This is a genomic window from Streptomyces sp. NPDC049915, assembly GCF_040656475.1.
Lineage (GTDB): Bacteria > Actinomycetota > Actinomycetes > Streptomycetales > Streptomycetaceae > Streptomyces.
On the sequence record NZ_JBFAMH010000024.1, the window covers coordinates 1 to 19,738 of the forward strand.

At 75.5% G+C, this 19,738-nt stretch carries 16 protein-coding genes; 14 read left to right on the forward strand and 2 right to left on the reverse strand.

Annotation, left to right across the window (positions count from 1 at the left end):
* Positions 1-68 precede the first annotated feature (68 nt).
* Positions 69-2,153 (forward strand): ATP-binding protein, encoded by a 2,085-nt coding sequence (locus AB0J12_RS30545; protein ID WP_363267905.1) that lies wholly within the window; start codon positions 69-71, stop codon positions 2,151-2,153.
* 25 nt (positions 2,154-2,178) lie between these two features.
* Here the strand turns inward: AB0J12_RS30545 and AB0J12_RS30550 are convergent, their stop codons facing one another.
* Entirely contained in the window at positions 2,179-3,882 is a 1,704-nt protein-coding gene (locus AB0J12_RS30550; RefSeq protein ID WP_363267800.1) for a DUF4157 domain-containing protein, read from the reverse strand.
* A 247-nt stretch (positions 3,883-4,129) separates the two neighbouring features.
* Between AB0J12_RS30550 and AB0J12_RS30555 the strand changes: the two genes are divergently transcribed.
* The 12 genes from AB0J12_RS30555 (at position 4,130) to AB0J12_RS30610 (ending at position 16,894) form a co-directional block, all read left to right on the forward strand.
* A complete protein-coding gene (locus tag AB0J12_RS30555) occupies positions 4,130-5,686 on the forward strand; it encodes a phage tail sheath family protein (protein ID WP_363267801.1) in 1,557 nt (518 codons plus the stop codon).
* Between the two features lie 34 nt (positions 5,687-5,720).
* Positions 5,721-6,161 (forward strand): phage tail protein, encoded by a 441-nt coding sequence (locus AB0J12_RS30560; RefSeq protein ID WP_363267803.1) that lies wholly within the window; start codon positions 5,721-5,723, stop codon positions 6,159-6,161.
* Positions 6,158-6,658, forward strand: a complete 501-nt coding sequence (locus tag AB0J12_RS30565; RefSeq protein ID WP_363267804.1) for a hypothetical protein — start codon at positions 6,158-6,160, stop codon at positions 6,656-6,658. Before AB0J12_RS30560 ends, AB0J12_RS30565 begins: the two co-directional genes overlap by 4 nt.
* The gene (locus AB0J12_RS30570; RefSeq protein ID WP_361621922.1) at positions 6,655-6,813 is read left to right on the forward strand and encodes a DUF6760 family protein; all 159 of its coding nucleotides are present in this window, start codon (positions 6,655-6,657) and stop codon (positions 6,811-6,813) included. The genes AB0J12_RS30565 and AB0J12_RS30570 overlap by 4 nt, the downstream gene beginning before the upstream one ends.
* 162 nt (positions 6,814-6,975) lie before the next feature.
* Positions 6,976-10,320 (forward strand): hypothetical protein, encoded by a 3,345-nt coding sequence (locus AB0J12_RS30575; RefSeq protein ID WP_363267805.1) that lies wholly within the window; start codon positions 6,976-6,978, stop codon positions 10,318-10,320.
* Positions 10,321-10,420: 100 nt separating this feature from the next.
* A complete protein-coding gene (locus AB0J12_RS30580) occupies positions 10,421-10,846 on the forward strand; it encodes a phage tail protein (protein ID WP_363267806.1) in 426 nt (141 codons plus the stop codon).
* A gap of 72 nt (positions 10,847-10,918) precedes the next feature.
* Positions 10,919-11,641 carry a LysM peptidoglycan-binding domain-containing protein gene (locus AB0J12_RS30585; RefSeq protein ID WP_363267807.1) on the forward strand — a complete coding sequence of 241 codons (723 nt, stop codon included), beginning with the start codon at positions 10,919-10,921 and terminating at the stop codon, positions 11,639-11,641.
* Positions 11,638-13,464 (forward strand): VgrG-related protein, encoded by a 1,827-nt coding sequence (locus AB0J12_RS30590; protein ID WP_363267808.1) that lies wholly within the window; start codon positions 11,638-11,640, stop codon positions 13,462-13,464. Before AB0J12_RS30585 ends, AB0J12_RS30590 begins: the two co-directional genes overlap by 4 nt.
* Positions 13,465-13,556: 92 nt before the next feature.
* A complete protein-coding gene (locus AB0J12_RS30595) occupies positions 13,557-13,874 on the forward strand; it encodes a PAAR domain-containing protein (protein WP_363267810.1) in 318 nt (105 codons plus the stop codon).
* Complete coding sequence (locus AB0J12_RS30600) at positions 13,874-14,296, forward strand: GPW/gp25 family protein (RefSeq protein WP_363267811.1); 423 nt, start codon at positions 13,874-13,876, stop codon at positions 14,294-14,296. Before AB0J12_RS30595 ends, AB0J12_RS30600 begins: the two co-directional genes overlap by 1 nt.
* Positions 14,296-16,266, forward strand: a complete 1,971-nt coding sequence (locus AB0J12_RS30605; RefSeq protein ID WP_363267906.1) for a putative baseplate assembly protein — start codon at positions 14,296-14,298, stop codon at positions 16,264-16,266. The genes AB0J12_RS30600 and AB0J12_RS30605 overlap by 1 nt, the downstream gene beginning before the upstream one ends.
* Before the next feature lie 61 nt (positions 16,267-16,327).
* Positions 16,328-16,894, forward strand: a complete 567-nt coding sequence (locus AB0J12_RS30610; protein ID WP_363267812.1) for a phage tail protein — start codon at positions 16,328-16,330, stop codon at positions 16,892-16,894.
* 72 nt (positions 16,895-16,966) lie between these two features.
* Here AB0J12_RS30610 and AB0J12_RS30615 read toward each other — a convergent pair whose 3' ends face one another.
* Positions 16,967-17,335, reverse strand: coding sequence for a hypothetical protein (locus AB0J12_RS30615; protein ID WP_363267813.1), 369 nt, complete (start codon positions 17,333-17,335; stop codon positions 16,967-16,969).
* A 169-nt stretch (positions 17,336-17,504) separates the two neighbouring features.
* On the opposite strand from AB0J12_RS30615, the gene AB0J12_RS30620 reads away from it, so the two are divergent.
* On the forward strand, positions 17,505-18,326 hold the full coding sequence (locus tag AB0J12_RS30620) for a zinc-ribbon domain-containing protein (protein ID WP_363267814.1): 822 nt from the start codon (positions 17,505-17,507) through the stop codon (positions 18,324-18,326).
* The last annotated feature ends 1,412 nt before the right edge of the window (positions 18,327-19,738 follow it).

A 19,738-nucleotide genomic window follows, 5' to 3' on the forward strand; every position in this document is an offset into this window, starting at 1 on the left:
TGCCCGCCCGGCGCGGCGGCGGCGGGGCCCGCGACGGCCCCGGCGGCCGCGGCGGGACCGTTCCGCCCGTGCCGCCGGCGTCCGGCGGTGCGGAGGTGCTGTGGGGGCGGTTGGCACTCGTCGAGGAGCGGGTGCGGCGGGCCGTGGCCGGGCGGCGGGCCGGCGACCCCGATCCCGGTGATCCCTACCGCGGGCAGTACCTCGCGCCGGAGGCCGTCGCCCGGCTCCTGGACGAGCCGAGCGGCCTCGACGTACCCCCGCACGAGCCGTGGGAGCCGCCCGCCGGATCCGTCCTCGGCCGTCTCGCCCGGCGGTTCGGGCTGTCCCCGCTGGACCTGGACCTGCTCCTGGTCGCCCTCGCGCCCGACATCGACGCCCGGTTCGAGCGCCTCTACGGCTACCTCAACGACGACCTGACCCGCCGCCGCCCCACGGTCGGGCTCGCCCTGGAGCTGTGCGGGCCGGCCGGAGCGGTCGCCGCGCGGTTCCGGCTCGCCCCCGGCGCACCGCTCGTCGCCGGCGGCCTGGTGGAGGTCAGGGAGCCCGAACGGCCCCCGCTGTCCCGGGTGGTGACCGTGCCCGACCGGGTCACCGCGCACCTGCTTGGCCACGACCGGCCCGACGCTCGGCTCGCCGGCGTGCTCGACGAGGTCCACCCGGACCCGACCGCCGATCCCGCGGACGTGCGGGGGGCGGCGGCCGCGGCCGGCACCGGTATCGGGCTCGTCCATCTGCGCAGCCGGGGCGGCGACGCCGCCGGGCTCGCCGTCGCCGCTCTGCGCACGGCCGGACCGCACCCGCTCGCCCTGGACGCGGCCGCGCTCGCCCGCCGCCCGGGCGACGTACCGGAACTGGCCCGTCTCGTGGCTCTGGAAGCCCGGCTCACCGGCGCCGCCGTCGTCCTCGGCCCCCTCCAGGCGCTCCCCGGGGAACCGACCGAACGGGCCCGCGCGGTACGGGCGGTGTGCACGGCGCTGCGCGGCATCCCCCTGATCACGCACGGCTCGATCGGCTGGGACCCGGAATGGGCCGCCGACACGCCGGTCACCCTGGCCGTGCCGGCGCCATCGCCCGAGCGGCAGGCCGCGCGCTGGCGGCACGCCCTCCAACGGGCCGCCGCGCACGACGCCCACGGCCCGGGACGGCGCCTCACGGCGGACGACGTGCCGGACCTCGCGGAGGCGGTCGCCGCGCACCGCCTGGACGCCCGGCAGGTGGGCCGCGCCGCCGACGTGGCGGTGCGCACGGCCGCCGCCGCGGGGCGCCCGGTCGGCCCCGACGATTTGCGGGCCGCCGTGCGGGCGCAGAACGGCGCGGGGCTCGACCGGCTCGCCCGCCGGGTGGAGCCGGGCGTGGGCTGGGACGACCTGGTGCTGCCGCCGACCACCCACCGGCGGCTGCGGGAACTCGCGCTGCGCGCCCGCCACCGCGAGCAGGTGCTCGGTCAGTGGGGGATGCGGCCCGGCGGCGGCCGGGGCCGTGGCGTGATCGCCCTGTTCGCCGGCGAGTCGGGCACCGGCAAGACCATGTCCGCCGAGGTCGTCGCCGCAGACCTGGGCATGGACCTGTATGTGGTGGACCTGTCCACGGTCGTCGACAAGTACGTGGGGGAGACCGAGAAGAACCTGGAGCGGATCTTCACGGAGGCGTCAGCGGTCAACGCCGTGCTGCTCTTCGACGAGGCCGACGCCATCTTCGGCAAGCGTTCGGAGGTGAAGGACGCGCACGACCGGCACGCCAACATCGAGTCGGCGTACCTGCTCCAGCGCATGGAGTCGTTCGACGGGATCGCGGTGCTGACCACGAACCTGCGGGCCAACCTGGACGAGGCGTTCACCCGGCGGCTGGACGTGGTCGCGGACTTCCCCGTGCCCGACGCCGGTCAGCGGCTCGCGCTGTGGGAGCGCTGCCTGGGCGGTCGGCTGCCCCGCGCCGCCGACCTGGACCTCGCCTTCTGCGCCGACCGCTTCGAGCTGGCCGGCGGTTCCATCCGGGCGTGCGCGGTGACCGCCGCCTACTTCGCGGCCGAGTCCGGCGCGCCGCTCACCATGCACGGGCTGGTGACGGCGATCGCGCAGGAGTACCGCAAGCTGGGCCGGCTGGTCCTGGAGGGCGAGTTCGGCCCCTACCTCCAGGCGGCCGTGGGCGCCTGAGCCGCGGCCGTCCCCGCCGGCCGGGTCATTTCTTCTTCTTGGCCTTGTCGTACTCACTCACCCCGTCCTCGTACGGCACCGCCTCGAGGCCGGGGTCGGACACCATCGCGAAGTCGTCCGGGTTGCGGACCAGCCGCACGCTGCCGAACAGCTCCTCGGGGATGACCAGTTCGTCGGAGCCGTGGTACGTCATCACCGGCCCGGCGGCGTCGGCGGCGCCGCTCTCGCTTCCGCTCTCGAACGCGAAGCCGTCGTCGGAACCGCCGGCGGCCTCCACCACCTCGACGTCCTCGCGCACATAGACGGCGACCAGGAAGCCGCCCCACTGCCGTGCCTCCTTCTTCGCGGCACCGGAGCCGGACGCCGACTTCCCGGCGGGCGCGACGACCGGTGCGACGTAGAAGCCGTTCCCCTTGCCTGTGCCGGCTCCCTTGCCGAACTTCTCCGCGTCGGGTCCGTGCGCGATCAGACTGCCGATGCTCTCGACGTGGGTGCCGTGGAACCCGACCAGGCGGTAGCCGGACAGGCTCTGCGTTGTCTCGGCCTGGCGCCGGGTGCGGTCCTCGTCGGACATCTCGCGGCGGAACTCGTGCGGTTGCGCCAGGCCGATGTCGTCCTGGTCCCACTGGCCCTCGTCCCAGTCCTCTCCGGTGACGGACGGGGAGGAGGCGACGCTGGTGCTGTCCGACTCCTCGTCGCTGCTGCTCTCGCTGCTGCTGTCGCCGCGGGTCCGGGTGGGGCGGAAGAAGCCGCCGCCGCTCTCGCTGTCGCTGCTGGAATCGCTGCTGGAATCGCTTCCCTCCTGGGCCCGCGCCCGGGCTTCGACGACGGACCGCACCGCACCCCACACCGCGTCGCCGCCCACGGGGCCGTCCAGCCGCTGGAGTTGCGCGAGTACGCGCTGAAGGATCGCCGGTTCCGCCCAGTTGAGCGGAGCCGGACGGGTGGGGTGGCCCACCAGCCACACCATCAGGTCGGACGCGGAACGGATCGTGGTGGGACCCTCGCTGCCGCCGCCCTGGATGTCGAGTTCCAGACGCTGGACGTCCACGACGGCCCGCTGCACCGCCGGGCCGTCAGCCGCCGCCCGGTGGTCCAGCGCGCGGGCCACACCGAGGTCGCCGGAGGCGTGCATGTGTGCGTCCTGGGCCGGGGCCGCTGTGTTCATGACCCGGTGGGCGGTGGCCTCCGCCTCCTTCTCGAACCGGTCGGACGGGTCGGACACGCTCAGCCCGGCCCCGTTGTCGGTTCCGGCGACGGGCCCCTGGCGCTGCTGGACGACATGGGTGAGCTCGTGCGCCAGGGTGTGCGAGTCGCCGCCGCCGTCGCCGAGGACGACATGGCTGCCCGAGGTGTAGGCCCGGGCTCCGATGGCGCGGGCCGATCGCGCGGCCGCGGCCCCTGTGTGCAGGCGCACGTCGGAGAAGTCGGTCCCGAACCGCGATTCCATGTCCTGGCGGACCGGTGCGGCCAGGGGTTTGCCGGAGCCGCGCAGCACCTCGTGCACACCCGGGTCGGGCTGTTCCTCGACCGTCACCGGACGGACCCGGCGGGCGATCATGGCGGTGACCGCGGCGTTGCCCGCGTCGCCCTGCGCCGCCCGCAGTCCGTCGGCGGTGAGCGGCGGCGGCACGGCGGCGCCGGCGCCCGTCTCGCGGCGGGCGGCGGCCGGGCCGTCCGCGTCCTGCCGCACCGCGTCCTGCTCGGCGTGCGCCCCGGACCTTCGCATCGCGCTGCCTCCTCGTCGGCACACCCCTGCTGCGGCCCTCAGTGGACCGCCCGGCCCGCGGGGCCGTCCAGGGACGTTCGGGCACGCGGGGGGCAGGCGAGGGCGGCGAAGGGGCCGCCGCGGCGGGCGGGAGGGGCAGCGGTGCTGCCCCCGGCATGGTCCCCGCGTCCCTGCCGGTCGCGGCCACCGGCCGCGCAGACTCGTCCTGGACACAGCTGGACGAGCCGCAGGACCCGAAGGAGCGAGCATGCCGACGTACCTCACCCCGGGCGTATACGTGGAGGAGGTGCAGTCCGGTGCCCGGCCGATCGAAGGGGTCGGCACCGCCGTCGCCGCGTTCGTCGGATTCGCCGGGAACGGCCCGTTCCACACGCCGACGCTGGTCACGAGCTGGGACCAGTACACCCAGCTCTTCGGCGGCTTCACCGAGGGCGCCTATCTGCCGCACGCCGTCTACGGCTACTTCGCCAACGGTGGCGGCGCCGCCTACATCGTGCGCATCGGCGGCCGCGCCGACGACGCCTCGGCCCCCGCGACGGGCGACGCCGCTCGGCGGCCGGCCCCGGCGGCGCAGCCGGTCGCAATCGGCGGCTTCCTCGTCGCGGCCCGGCCCGGTGTCACCGGCGTCTCCGTGGAGATCGCGGACGCCGACGGCGAGAACCCGCCGGAGGACCGCTTCAAGGTCCTGGTCCGCCAGGGCGACCAGGTCGCGGAGACCTACGAGGCCTCGGTCCGCAAGAACGTCAAGGGCTACCTCGTCAACCAGGTCCGCGCCTCCAGGCTGATCCAGGTCGCCGAGCAGCAGGGCGCCGCCCAGACCCGGCCGCCCGCGCAGACGCTAGCCGTGCCCGACGCCCCGGCCGCGCCCGCCGCGACCCCCTCCGACGTGGCCCGCCTCGACCCGGCGGAGTACGTCGGAGACGCGGGCGCCCGCACCGGGTTCGGCGGTCTGGAGAGCATCGACGAGATCACCATGGTCGCGGTGCCGGACCTGATGAGCGCCTACCAGCGCGGTGACATCGACGCCGAGGGCGTGCGCACCGTGCAGCTCGCCGTGATCTCGCACTGCGAGCAGATGGGCGACCGCGTCGCCGTCCTGGACACCCCGCCCGGCCTCACCGCACAGCAGGTGCGCACCTGGCGCAACGACGAGGCGGGCTACGACTCCCGCTACGCCACCCTCTACTACCCGTGGGTGCGTGTCTTCGACCCGGCCGCCGGCCGCAACACCACCGTCCCGCCGAGCGGCCACATCGCCGGCGTGTGGGCGCGCAGCGACGCCGAACGCGGTGTGCACAAGGCACCCGCCAACGAGGTGGTCCGCGGCGCGGTCGACCTGGAGATGCGGCTCAGCAAGGGCGAGCAGGACCTGCTCAACCCGATCGGCGTCAACTGCGTGCGGGCCTTCCCCGGGCGCGGGGTCCGGGTCTGGGGCGCCCGCACCCTGTCCTCCGACCCGGCCTGGCGCTACCTCAACGTGCGCCGCCTGTTCAACTACCTGGAGGAGTCCATCCTCCTGGGCACCCAGTGGGTCGTCTTCGAGCCCAACGACGACCGGCTGTGGTCCAGCATCCGGCGCAACGTCACCGCGTTCCTCACCGAGGAGTGGCGCCGGGGCGCGCTGTTCGGCCGCACGGCCGAGGAGGCGTTCTACGTCAAGTGCGACCGTGACAACAACCCGCAGGAGTCCATCGACCAGGGCCGCGTCGTCTGCGAGATCGGCGTCTCGCCGGTCAAGCCCGCGGAGTTCGTGGTGTTCCGGCTGGCCCAGTTCTCCGACAGCACCAGCCTCATCGACGAGTGACCCGCGGGTCCACAGGAAAGGGTGACAGACAGTCATGGCAACGGGCGACGCACTGTCCACACACGTCTTCGGCGTGCAACTCGGCGGCTACCTGGTCGAATCGATCCAGGAGATCAGCGGCCTGACCGTCGAGGAGGAGGTCGTCGAGGTCAAGCAGGTCACCGCGGAGGGCAAGCAGATCATCCGCAAGCAGCCGGGCGCCCGGCAGGCCGGCGAGATCACGATCACCCGGGGACTCGACCAGAGCAGCGAGTTCACCAAGTGGATCAAGGAGACCCTCAACAACGGGGCGGTCAACTCGGCCCGGCAGAACCTCACCATCGAGATCAAGGACTCCGAGGGCAGCACCGTCCGCCGCATCCAGCTCATGCAGGGCTGGGCCTCCCGGTGGGAGGGGCCGTCGCTGCGCGCGGGTGAGTCGTCCGCGGCGACCGAGTCCGTCACGATCGTGTTCGAGGAGATCGTGGTCGAATGAGACGCCGTACGGTGACGGCGGGCAGCCTGGAGGAAATCCTCCAGGCGACCGAGCCCGCCCCCGCCGCCGCGCCCGAGCCGGCGGCGGCGCCCGCCCCGGCCGCCGCGCCGCGCCGGGAGGAGCACGGGCTGCGCACCGAGTTCGAGTTCGAGCTGCCGCGCGGGTACGTCGACGAGGCGGGCACCGTGCACCGGCACGGCGCCATGCGCCTGGCCACGGCACGCGACGAGCTGCGTCCGCAGATCGACCTGCGCGTGAAGGAGAACCCGGCGTACCTGAGCGTGGTCCTGCTGAGCCAGGTGATCACCCGGATCGGCACGATCACCGACGTGCACGCCGGGGTCGTGGAGCGGATGTACGCCACCGACGTCGCCTTCCTCCAGGACTTCTACCGCCGTGTCAACAGCGAGGGCCACACCCGCGCCGCGGTGACCTGCCCGCACTGCGAGGGCGGCTTCGAGGTCGACCTCTCGGGTGGGCGCCTGGGGGAATCGTGACGTACGCCCTTCCCCGGCTCCGGGAGGAGATCGCGTACATCGCCTACCACTTCCACTGGCGGCGTGAGGAGATCCTCGACCTGACCCATGACGAACGCCGGCAGTGGGTCGCCGAGATCGCTCGGATCAACACCCGTATGAACGAGGGCGGTTAGCACATGGCTTGGCGGGACAGGCTCCGTCGCCGTACCCTCGCGGCCCGCTCCCGCGTCCCGGGCCCGCCGCAGGCCCCGCGTCCTGTGAGCGGCCCGGGTGTCCCGCATCCCTTGGGCTCCTCGGGTGCGGCAGATTCCGCGGGAGCCTCCGGCGGGCCCGGCGTGCCCGGCGGCGCGCAGGGTGCTCCGGCCGGCGCGCACGGGCCGTCGAGCGCGGGCCGTTTCGTGCCGCGCGACTGGGACGGGGGTTGGCGCCGTACCGCCGCGCCGGACCTCACCCTGTCCCGGGCCCCGCTCGGGGTCAGCGACGGCCTCGCCTTCCGGGCCGGGCTGACCGCCTGGCAGAACCCGTCGTTCGACCGCGGCCTCGGACACGCGCTGACGCCCGTGGCTCCCACGGGCCTGGTGCGCGGCGTCACCCGCCCCGCGACCCCGCGGCCCACGCAGCCAGCCGGGGGGCCCCTGCTGCTGAGGGCCCTGCGCCCGCAGGGGGCGGAAGCCCCGGCCGACGGCTTCCCGGACCCGCGGACCCCCGGCCCCGCCATGCCGGGCCAGGGCTCCCGGGCCGCCGAGACCCCCGGCAGCCGGACCGCCGACCGGACGGCCCCGGCGTCACCCGGCGAGGCCCCGGCGGGACCGCGACGGCAGCCGGCGACCGGTTCGCCCGGCGGTACTCCTTCGCCCGGCCCGCCCCCTTCGCGTGGCGGCACTCCGACGCCCGGCGGGGCTCCTTCGCGTGGCGGCACCCTGCCCGGCGGGGCTCGTTCTCAAGGCGGCGCCTCTGCGCGCGCTGACGCCTCCTCGGACGCCGGCGCCGCCCGTGCCGCCGATGCCGCCTCGCGCGCCGGCGCCGACCGTGCCGCCGGTGACCGTGCCGGGGCTCGCGGGTCATCGGACACCGGGCCCGGCCGCTCCCGGGGCCTCACGTCGCAGCAGTCGCCCGGCGTGCTCTCCCATGCCGCGACGGCGGCCACGACGGGCTCCCGGGCCGTGACGCCGGACGACGCCGGTGCCGGCACGGCGGCCGTCGCGACCGATGCCGCTGCGGGCTCCGGCCACGGCACCGCCGTCCCGCCGACCCCGCTCGTACGCCGGGTGGCGGTGGTCCCTCCGGCCGCCGCCCCGGGGCCCCTGAACCGTCCCGCCGCGAACGGCGCCGTCCACGACGGCGGCCGTACGTCCGCGCCCCCGGCCGCCCGGCAGGGCGCCCCGACGGCCGGAGCGCGAGCCGCACGCGACGGCGAGCAGCCGCAGACGCCCCGCGCCCCCCGGACCGGCGAGCCGCGCCCCCGCGTCCGCGCCGTCCCGACGGGCGTCGGCCTGACCGTCGCCCGTCGCCCGGCTGCCCCAGTGCGCCGCCTCGCAGCGGTGCGCCCGGCCCCCGGCGCCACCCCCGCCCCGGCGACGCCCGAATCGGTCGCCCGGCCGACCACCGCCTCCGTCCAGCGCACAGGAACGGCGACGCCCGAATCGGTCGGCCCGCCGACCTCCGCCTCCGTCCAGCGCACAGGAACGGCGACGCCGACGCCCGCCGGCCCGCCGACCGCCGCCTCCGGCCAGCGCACCGCGTCGGCGGCGCGCGGCCGGGCGCCGCTCGGTGCGCCGCTGGGCGGCCTCCCTCCGACGGCGATCCCGCAGCCGCAACCGCCGGCCGCCGCACGGGCCGGCGCCGGCACGGCCCCCGGTCCTGCGCTGCCCGTCCTCCAGCGCCGGACCGACGACGCCCCCGCGCCACACGGCGGCACCCGCACGGGCTCCGGCGGCCCGGGTGCGGCGGGGGCGGACACGCCGGACGTCCACGACGGGGCGCCGGGCACGGCACCCGGCGCCCCTGCCGGCGCCCGCGACCGGACCGCGCCCGAGCGCGACCGGACCGCGCCCGGCCGGGGTGCTTTTGGCGCCCACGTGCGCGGCGGCCTCGGCGCGCCGCTGTCCGCACTCCCGCCCAGTGCCGCCCGTCCCGCCGCCACCGGGCACTCGTCCGGGGGCGCCTCCTCCGATTCGTCCCCCGGGGCGTCGTCCGCCACGGCGCCGTCGGCCACGGACGTCCAGCGGGCTCCGGCACGTCGGGACGGGGGCGCCGCGACCGCTCCGGCGCCGTCCTCCGCGGCCGGCACACCGGCTGGGGACGCACCGCTGCTCGGGACGGCCTACGTCCAGCGCCGCCTGGCCACCCCGGCCGCGCCGCCCGCCGTGCCCGTCGCCGGACCACTCGACGGCCCCGTCACACCGCTGCTGACGCCCCCTCAGGCGTCCGGCAGCGCCCGCACTCCGGCGCCGGACGTGCCGGCGCCCGGCCCCGGGCGCACCACGGCGCCGACGCCCGCGCCCGCGGTCGACCAGGCGTCCACGCCCGTCACCCTGGCGAGAGCCGACACCGCGCGCCCGGACGCCGGCACCGCGCACGCCCCGGCCGCCCACGGCGCCCCCGGCACCGCGGGCAGCCGGACGTCCGCAGCGGCGGCCCGGCCAGGCTCGCTCGGCGCCCTCCCGCTCACCGTGGCCCGTTCCGCCGTCCCGGCCGCGTCCCGTACCGTTCCGCTGCTCGCCGGCCGCCCGCTCACCCTGAGCACGCGGACCCCGCAGGGCGCAGAGTCACGCGCCGCCGCCCCGGCCCGCGGCCGCCCAGTGGTGGCGGCGCGCTGGCCGGGCGCACCGGCCGACGCACCCGGCGACACCACTCGGCCCGCCGAGGCGCGGGCCCGGCGCGGGGACGCCGGACGGACCCCGGGCCGTACCGAGCCACAGGTTCAGCGCCGCACCGCCGGGGCGTCCGCGGGCCGGGCGTCCGCACCGGCCCCCGCGCGGGCCGCCGGAGCGGCAGCACACCCGGCGCCGTCGACGGCCCACCGAACCTGGCCCGTCGCGCCGCACCCGGCGCACCACGGGTCCGCGGCCCCCGCGGTGCCCTACCTTCAGCGGGCGGCGGCCGATGCCGTCCCACCGCACGTACCGGGCGCGGGGCCGCGGGCCGGTGGACCGTCCGACGGGTCGCCGCGTCACCCGGACGCCGTCCGGCGCGTCCCCGTCGTCCGTCCCGATCCGCCAGGGCTGTCCGCGGCCGGTGGGCCCGTCGCCGTACCGGCGCGCCCTCTGCCGGTGACGGCCCCGCAGGCCCCGCCGCTCGCGGACCGTCCGCCGCCGGCCCCGGTGCGGCCAGCTCCCGTGGCCCGCGCACGGGTCGCCTCGCCGGGCACGGCTGCGCCCGTGCAGCGCGACGCCACCGGCGCCGCCGGGTCCGTCCGGGGCGTACCGGCGAAGGAGACGCCGGCACGCGGCCGGCCGCGGTCGGCGTCGACGGGCTCACTCCCGTCCTCCGCCCCCGCCCCCGCCTCCACCGGTGCGGGCAAGGCGGCGGCCCGTCGCCCCGAGAACCCGCGGGCCGAGGCCGGTCTCGACCTGGACGACCTGGCGCGGCGGCTCATCGACCCCGTGGCCCGGCTGCTGCGCGCCGAACTGCGCCGCGGCCGGGAGCGCACCGGCCGCCCCCATGACGGACGCCGCTGAGAAGCGCCCGCGACACACGACAGACCCCACCCACCACACGACGCACGACATGCACCACACGACGCACAACCGACGACCCCCGACTGGCAAGTGACGAGGAATGACCGACAGCATCTTCGCAACGAGCGTGTTCTTCCGGCTCGCGATCGGCGGCAGCGATCTGGGCGCCTTCAACACCTGCTCCGGCATGGGCGCCGAGGTCGAGATGGAGACGTACGCCGAAGGGGGCAACAACGGCTTCACCTGGCAGCTCCCGAGCCGTGTGTCCTGGTCGAACATCACGCTCACCCGTCCGGTCACCGCGGACACCGCGAAGATCGCCCGCTGGCTCGACGAGACGCTGAAACGAGTGGAGCCCAAGGACGGCGAGATCGTGGCGCTGAGACCGGATCTGAGCCGGATCATCAGCTGGCAGGTCCTCGGGATCGTCCCCGTGCGCTGGCAGGGTCCCTCCTTCGACCCCGCCAGCTCCCAGGCGGCCATCGAGACCCTGGAGATCGCCCACCAGGGACTGCGCCCCTCCTGACCCGCCCCCGACCCCGGGACGCCGTCCCACCCGTACCCGACCGCCGCCCGCCCCCGGAAAGGAAGCCACGGCATGTTCTCAGCGGTCCGCTCCAGCCGGGCCCGGGCCCAGCTCACCCTGAAGGAGCCCCCGACCTCCGTCGGCGCCAAGCCGGGCGGGACGATCGCCCAGCTCGACCTCCAGTTCAACCCGTCCACGCTCCAGCTGCGCAAGACCACCGAGTGGCGGCGCACCCCGTCCCGGATGGCCGGGCAGTCGGCGCTGCCCGAGTTCGTCGGCAGCGGCCCGCGCGAGCTGAGCCTGGAGGTGTTCCTGGATGCCACCGCCACCCACGACAACTCCGTGGAGCTGGCGGTGGAGACGCTGATGGAGGCGTGCGTGCCGACCCCGGCCAGCCTCGGCCGCAAGAAGCCGGCCAGCCCGTGGGTGCGGTTCGAGTGGGGCACGGCGCGCACCACCTCGTTCGACGGCGTGCTGTCGAGCCTGTCGGTGACGTACACGCTCTTCGACGTGGACGGCAAACCGCTGCGGGCCACCTGCGCGCTGTCCATCGAGGAGGCGAGCGTCGACCCGCCGGGCCAGAACCCGACGTCCGGGGCGCGCACCGCCCGCAGCACGCGCACCGTGGTCGCCGGCGACAGCCTCGCGCTGCTGGCGTGGCGGGAGTACGGCGACGCGACGGCCTGGCGGGTCATCGCGGAGGCCAACGACATCGACGACCCGATGGCGCTCGTGCCCGGCACCGAACTGGTGGTGCCCGGGCTGCGCGACGCCGGCGCCGAGGAGGAGCAGTGACGACACCCGAGGCCCGGGGCGGCCGGTCATTCGCGGCGGACCCCGTCATCGAGACGCCCGGCGAACTCCCGCGGATCTGGGCCGCCCAGCTGGTGAGCTGTGTGGTCGACGAGAACATGGGGCTGCCGGACGCGGCGGTGCTCACCTTCCGCGACCCCGACCACGAATTCCTCCGGGCCACCGGCATCACCATCGGAACGCCGGTGCGGGTGTCGGTGGTGACCGTCTCCGGGCAGGCGCGGGAGCGGCTGTTCGACGGCGAGGTGACCGGCCTGGAGGTCGACCGCGACCGCACCGGCTCGTTCACGGTGGTGCGCGCCTACTCCCGGGCGCACCGTCTGCAACGGGGCCGCAAGGTGGTGGCGTACCGCAACATGACGGCGGAGGCGATCGTCCGCAAGGTGGCCGCGGGCGCCGGGCTGGCGTGCGGCCGGGTAGAGGCGGCGCCCGTCACCTACCGGCAGCTCTCGCAGGCCAACGTCTCCGACTGGGACTTCCTGCAGTACCTGGCGCAGGAGAGCGGCGCGCAGGTGCACGTCGACGACAAGGGGCTGCTGCACTTCGCACCGCCGCGGAAGGCGTCGGGGGCGCCCGCGCCGTCCACCCCGGCCACCCGCGATCCGATGGTGCTGGAGTACGGGCGCAACCTGCTGGCGCTGCGGGCCTCGCTGTCGGCCGCGGACGGCGCCTCGCAGGTGGAGGTGCGCGGCTGGGACGTCACGACGAAGCGGCCGCTGGTGGCCCGCGCGCCGTCGGTGGAGAGCGACACGGTGGTGCCGGGGCTGAGCCCGGCGCTGAGTGCGCGGTTCGGCAGGTCGTCGAAGCTCACCGTCACGGACACGCCGTACCGGACGCAGGCGGAGACGACGGCCGCGGCGGACGCGACGGCCGCCCACGTCAGCGCCTCCTTCGGCGAGCTGGAGGCCGTGGTGGAGGGCAACCCGCGGCTGCGGGCGGGCCTGCCGGTCGCGCTCGGCAACGTCGGGCAGGCGTTCTCCGGCCGGTATACGGCGACGGCCGTCCACCACGTCCTGGAGCCGCACGGCGGGTACCGGACGACGGTCTGGGTCAGCGCCAGCCCGGACCGCTCCCTGGCCGGCCTGGTGACCGGGGCGAACGCCCCGGCCCGCAGCCCGCGCATGCCCGGTCTGGCGATCGGCGTGGTGACGGACGTACGGGAGCCGGGCGGTTCGCAGAGCGGCGCCGTACGGCTGAAGTTTCCCTGGCTGGACGACACCTACGTCACGGACTGGGTGCGGACCGTGCAGTGGGGCGGCAAGGGCGGCGGGGGTGTCGTCAGCCCCGAGGTCAACGACGAGGTGCTCGTGGGCTTCGAACAGGGGCTGCTGGACGCCCCGTACGTCATCGGCGGCCTGTACAACGGCGTGGACACCCCCTCGGCGCACGACGTGCCGCTCGTCGACGGCACCAGCGGCCGGGTCAACCGCCGCTCCCTGGTGTCGCGTTCGGGACACCGGGTGGAGCTCCTCGACGCCCGGGCGCCGGGTCCCTCCGGCGTCCGGCTGCGCAGTGCCGACGAGCGCCTCGAGGTGTTCCTGGACGACCGGCGGGACCGCATCGAGCTGACCGTGTACGCCGGCCGGACCCGGCAGGTACTGACCTCCGTACGGCTCGACAGGAAGGGCATCACGCTGGATGCCGGCCGGGGCGACGTGAGTGTGTCCGGCCGCAACGTGGACATCCAGGGCCGGGTCGGCGTGAACGTCGCAGGCCGCAAGGTCCGCGTGTCCGGCAGCTCGGAGGTCACCGTCGACGGCGGCCTGCTGGGCGTCCTCAAGGCCAAGCTCATCCGCATCAACTGAGCCCGCACACCCCTCGACTCGACTGAGCCCGCACACCCCTCGACCGATCCCGTGCACCGTCCGGACGGTCGGACCGACGAAAGGAGCGCCGCATGCCGGCCGCAGCCCGCAGCGGTGACCCCACCAACCACGGCGGCGTCATCGCCACCCCGCCGCCCGGCGCCGCCAGGGCGGTCGTGACCGTACTCATCGGTGGCCGACCCGCCGCCGTGGCGGGCAGCCTGCACACCTGCGCCGTGCCCCCGCACCTGGCGCTGGGCCCGGGCAACGTGGTCACGCCGGACCCGGCGGCCCTCGCCCGCAGCGGCGTCCTCATCGGCGGGCTGCCGGCCGCGCGCATGGGCGACAAGACCTCGTGCGGGGCGATGATCTCGGCCGGCCACCCGACCGTGCTGATCGGGGGCCAGTGATGAGCGAGCGGTTCATCGGCCGCGGCTGGGCGTTCCCGCTGCGCGTCGGACCAACCGGCGGGATCGCCATGGTCGAGCGGGAACGGGAGATCGAGGAGGCCATCCGGCTGGTCCTCGGCACCGCGCCCGGCGAGCGCCCGATGCGCCCCGAGTTCGGCTGCGGCATCCACGAGTACGTCTTCGCGCCCGGCGACGGCGCCACCGCCGGGCGCATCGCCCGGCAGGTGCGCGAGGCACTGGAGCGCTGGGAGCCGCGCATCGCGGTGGACGACGTGGTGGTCGCCTACGACGCGGTCGAGGCCGGGACCTTGTACATCGACGTGCACTACACCCTGCGTTCCACCAACGACCGGCGCAACCTGGTCTTTCCCTTCTACACGATCCCCTCCGAGGAGGGGGCCGAGGAATGGGGCGCCGCCTGATGGCCCTGCCCTCCCCCAACCTGGACGACCGGCGCTTCCAGCAGCTCGTCGACGAGGCGAAGCGGTACGTGCAGCAGCGCGCCCCCGAGTGGACCGACCACAACGTCTCCGACCCGGGCGTCACCCTGATCGAGACGTTCGCCTACCTCGTCGACCAGTTGCTGTACCGGCTGAACCGGGTGCCGGACAAGAACTACACCGCGTTCCTCGACCTGCTCGGCATCCGCCTGTTCCCGCCTGCGGCGGCCGTCGCCGACGTCGACTTCTGGCTGTCCGCGCCGCAGCCCGACACGGTGACGCTGCCCGCCGGCACCGAGGTGACCACGGCCGGCGGCGAGGCGGATGCGGCCGTCACGTTCACCACCACCGACGAACTGCGCATCGTGCCCAGCGAACTGGTCCGGCTGGTCACCGCGCCCCGCACCGGCGAGCAGAGCGACCGCACCGGCGAACTCGCCGAGGGCCGCGACGTGCCCGCCTTCCAGGCGGCGCCGGAGGCGGGCGACGCGCTGCTGTTCGGCCTGCCGGCGGCGGTGCCGCGGTGCGTGGTCGCCGTGCGCCTGGACAGCCGCGTCGAGGGCATCGGCGTGGACCCGCGCCAGCCCCCGCTGGTGTGGGAGGCGTGGGACGGCTCCGGCTGGCGGATCTGCGAGACCGGCGAGGACTCCACCGGCGGCCTGAACCGCCCCGGCGAGGTCATCGTGTACGTGCCGGCCGGGCACACGGCGTCCGTGATCGGCGGCGTCCGCGCCGGCTGGCTGCGCTGCCGGGTCACCGAGCCGGAGCCCGGCCAGCCGTTCTACTCCGAGTCCCCGACGGTGCGTGAGGCGTCGGTGTTCACCGTGGGCGGCACCATGACGGTCGAGCACGCGGAGACCGAGACCGACGTGCCGCTCGGCACCTCCGAGGGGGTCGCCGGGCAGACGTTCCGCATCGGCCGCCCACCCGTCCTCCTCGACCGGGAGCCGCCCGTGGTGGAGGTGTCCTCCGTCGACGGCTGGCAACGCTGGGAGAGCGTCGAGCACTTCGGCCGCTCGCAACCGGCCGACCGGCATGTCCGGATCGACGCCACCACCGGCGAGTTCACGTTCCCGCCCGCGCTGCGCGAAGCCGACGGCACCCTGCGCCAGTGCGGCGCGGTGCCGCCCAAGGGCGCCGTCGTGCGGGTGGCCCGCTACCGCACCGGCGGCGGCCCCGCCGGCAATGTCGCCCGTGGCGCGATCTCCGTCCTGCGCAGCTCCGTCCCGTACATCGCCCGGGTCGTGAACCGTGAGGCGGCCAGCGGCGGCGTCGCCGGCGAGACCGTCGCCAACGCGAGACTGCGGGCGCCGGACGCGCTGCGGATGCAGGAACGCGCGGTCACCGCCGACGACCACGAGACCATCGCCCGCCAGGCGGCCCCCTCCCTGCGCCGGGTGCGCTGCCTGCCCGCCGGCGGCGCGGGCGCGGTACGGGTCCTCGTCGTGCCGGACGCGGTCGCCGACGAGGGCGACGACCGGCTCCGTTTCGAGCAGCTCATCCCGTCCGACCAGGTCCTGCGGGCGGTCACCGCGCAGCTCGACGAACGCCGGCTGATCGGCACCCGGCTCGTCGTCGAACCGCCCGTCTACCAGGGCGTCACCGTCGTCGCCCGGCTCGCCGCGGCGCCCGCCGCCACCGACCGCGTCCGCGACGCCTGTCTCGCCGCCCTGTACCGCCACCTCAACCCGCTGACCGGCGGCCCCGACGGCGCCGGCTGGCCCTTCGGCCGGCCCGTCCAGTACGGCGACGTCTTCGGCGTGCTGCAACGCGCCGCCGGTGACGCGTTGATCGAGGAGATCCTGCTGTTCCCCGCCGACCCCGTCACCGGGCGGCGCGGGGCGCCGACGGACCGCATCGACGTGGCCGCGGGCGCACTGGTCTTCTCCTACCAGCACCAGGTCGCGGTCACCGCGGTGGAACCGCAGGACCGGGGGGAGGTGCGGGGATGAGCACGTCAGCCACCTCGAGGATGAGCGCGTCCGCCACCGCCGCACGGACGGGGGCCCGCGGATGAGCCGCGCCGCGATACCCGGGCTGCCGAGCCGGTACCCGATCGGCGGACACCTGCCCGCGCTGTACGCCGACGACGACTTCGCGCAGCGCTTCACCGCCGGACTGGACACCGTCCTCGCCCCGGTGTTCGCCACGCTCGACAACCTGCCCGCGTATCTGGACCCGCGGGTGACCCCGGCCGACTTCCTGACCTGGCTGGGGTCCTGGGTGGGCGCCGCCGACGATCCGGCGTGGCCGGTGGAGCGACGCCGCGAGGCAGTCGGCCGCGCGGTGGAACTGCACCGGTGGCGCGGCACCCGGCGCGGCCTCGTCGAGGCGCTGCGGCTCGCCCTCGGTGTGTACGCCGAGGTCGGCGGCGACGGCGCCGCGGTGTGGTCGGCCACCCCGGGAGCCGACCTGCCGCCGCCGCCCCCCGCCGAGGTCCTGGTCCGGGTGTGGCCCGAAGACGGCGGGCGGGTGGACCCGGACCGGGTCCAGGAGGTGGTCACGGTCATGTGCCCCGTGCACACCGTCTGCCGACTGGAGGTCCTGCCCGGCCCGCCCACCGACGACGAAGGGAGGTGACGCCGTGCGCGCCTGTCCGGCATGCGGGGCGTCCAACGACCCCACCGACGACTTCTGCGGCAACTGCGGCGCCTACCTGGGCTGGTCGAACCGCACGGCTGCCCGCGGCACGACCGCCCGGCCGCCCGCACCGGCTCCCGGCGAGCCGTCGTCGCCGGACCCCGACGAGCCGCCGGCGGCCGGGCCGTCGCGCGGCGGGTCCGTGCCGCGGCCGTCCCCGGCCGGGCCCGCGACGGCGCCGGAGGCCACCTTGCCGCCGACCGGCGACCGGGCCGCGCCGCTCGCGGCCGGTGACCGGTCCACGGCATCCGCCGGCGCGGGCCGCACCGCCCCGTCCGAACCGGACCCGCCCGCCAAGCCGCCCGCCTCCGCCCCGTCCGAACCGGCCCCGCCCGCCGCGTCGGCCGCCTCCGCGCCGCCCGACGCCAGTCCGTCGCGCACCCGCGGCAGGCTCCGCGGCACCGCCGGGGCAGGGGACCGGACCACGCTCCCCGCCGCGGACCCGGCACCCGCCGCGCGTCCCGCCCGGCCTCGCACGACGGGGCCCGCGGCGCGTCCCGCCCCGCACCCCGTGACGCCGACGCCGCCCGCGCCGCCCGCCCCGCGACCCGTGGCACCGAGCGCGCCCGCGCCCGCTCCCGACCCGGCCCCCGCCCCGGTCCAGCCGGTGCTCCCCGCCAAGGCGGTGGCCCCCCGTCCCGTCGTACGGCCGGTGGCGGCGGCCGACGACGTGACGGGGCCGCCCTGCCCCTCCTGCGGGGCGCCCAATCCACCCGGCCGCCGCTTCTGCCGGCGCTGCGCGGCCCGGCTGGACCCCGTCGCGCCGCCCGAGGCGCTGCCCTGGTGGCGGACCGTGTGGCCGTTCCGCCGGGGGGTGCGGTCGGGTTCGGGCAGGGCGGTGCGGCTGCTGGTGGTCCTGGCCGTGGTCCTGGCCCTGTGCGCCGGCGGTCTCCTGCTGCTCCCGGCCGGACGGGCCCTGTTCGAGGACGCGCGGGACAAGCTGGGCAAGGCCCGGCAGGTCACCCCGGAACGGACGACGGCGAGCGCCGAGTCCCCGGGGCACCCGGCGACGAACACCACCGACGGCGTGAGCAACAGCTACTGGGCCGCACCCGCGCCGGGCGCGACGGTGACGTACACCTTCGGCACGCCGTTCCGGCTGGTCGACGTCATCGTCACCAACGGTTCCTCCCCGGACCCGCAGGAGTACGCCGGCCAGGCGCGTGCCCTGCGCATGGACCTCGTGGTGACGACCCACGACGGCGAGGAGCACCGCAGCGAGCTCACCCTGGCCGACAAGGCGGGCCCGCAGACGTTCCCCACCGGGTTCAGCGAGGTCCATACGGTCAGCCTGACCCTGCGCTCCCCGGCCGGCCGGGCGCCGGGTCGCCGACTCGCCCTCGCCGAGGTCGAGTTCTTCCAGCGCGCCTGACACGGTCGGCGCAGGGCGACGGCCGTGTGGATGACGGGCGGACACCGGGGGAGGGGGATGGGGCCGAGCCCTCTACGCCGAGCGGTCGTGGAACCCGCTGGCGCGGACGCTGAAGCTGACCGGGGAAGGACAGCGGGGGCCCCTATGGGCTTGAGTTTGGTCAAGGTGGTGGGTCAGGACGGCGGCATGACGATGTGGTTCCGCACCTACTTCGAGGACGAAGATGCGGTAGGCCGACCTCGTACCTGCAGCCGTCAGGCGCCTGACGCCGGGACCACAGATGGGCGACGACCTCCTGGTCCCCGGACAGCAGCACCCGGGTCGGCACCGGCACCGGATCGGGGACGGAGGACGTCGTCATGCCCCCACTGTACGGACGGACATCGGGACACCGACGTCCGGCGCGACCTCGCGGACACCGGCCTCCGTCCACAGGCTCCCATGGCCGACTGGTCGCATGAGCGATGACGAGCAGCAGCAACCGGCCCGCGCCGCGGCCAGGTCTTGGACGGGACCGTCGTCCTGGAGCCGCGCTACGGACTGAGGGGCGGACGACGACGCGCCGCCCGTCCAGTGAGCCAACGCTCAGCTCCTGCTGACCTCACGCCGGGCTTTTCAGCCAAGCGGTGAGCCGGGCCCGCCAGCCGTTCTGCGTACCCGGACGGACCGGCACCGGCTTCGTTCGAGGCGTCGGCTCCGCTGTGCGTGCGTCTGCGCACGGCGCCGGTGCGCACGTGCACCGTTCAGGCGTCGGGACGTCGGCGAGCACTTGCTCAACATGCCGTCCACAGCCCTCGTAGGTCGCCTTCCGGCACGACCCGCAGACAGCACGTTGACACATGGTTTCCTCCATTGGCGCTGATCCCGATGTACGGATCAGTAATATCAACAGTTTCGTCACAGCTGGACTTCACACACTCGCCACAAAGGGTGCCCGCATGTACATGGCCTCCACGAACAGCTGACCGACGTCAGTAAAAAGTCCGTTCGTGAGGCTGAGTCAGTACTCAGGAAAGCCCCGTCGCCGGTGTCGATATATCCAACCATGAGCGATATGAGGACCTAAACCCCGCATGGCCATTGTCACCCTGCGATGCCACGTGCTCACGGTCGGATGTGGAGGGGAAGTTGCTCATGACACCGAACCGATGCTTCGATCACGCCCGGCCGAGAAACGGAGGTCCTTGACAGCGACATTGACAGGCCATCACCGCGTCACTCTTGAAATCGTCGGCCCGGCGCGGCAAAGGCATGAACCGAGAACGGCAACCGCCTCACAGAACAGGTGGTGTGCGCCGGTCAGAAGGGAGCAACGTGGGTTGCTCGCACGCCGCAGGATGCCCCCTCTTCCCCTTCCTCAGGGCGAGTCTGCAGGGCTGGCGTGACTACTACTGCGACAGCGAGGATCACTG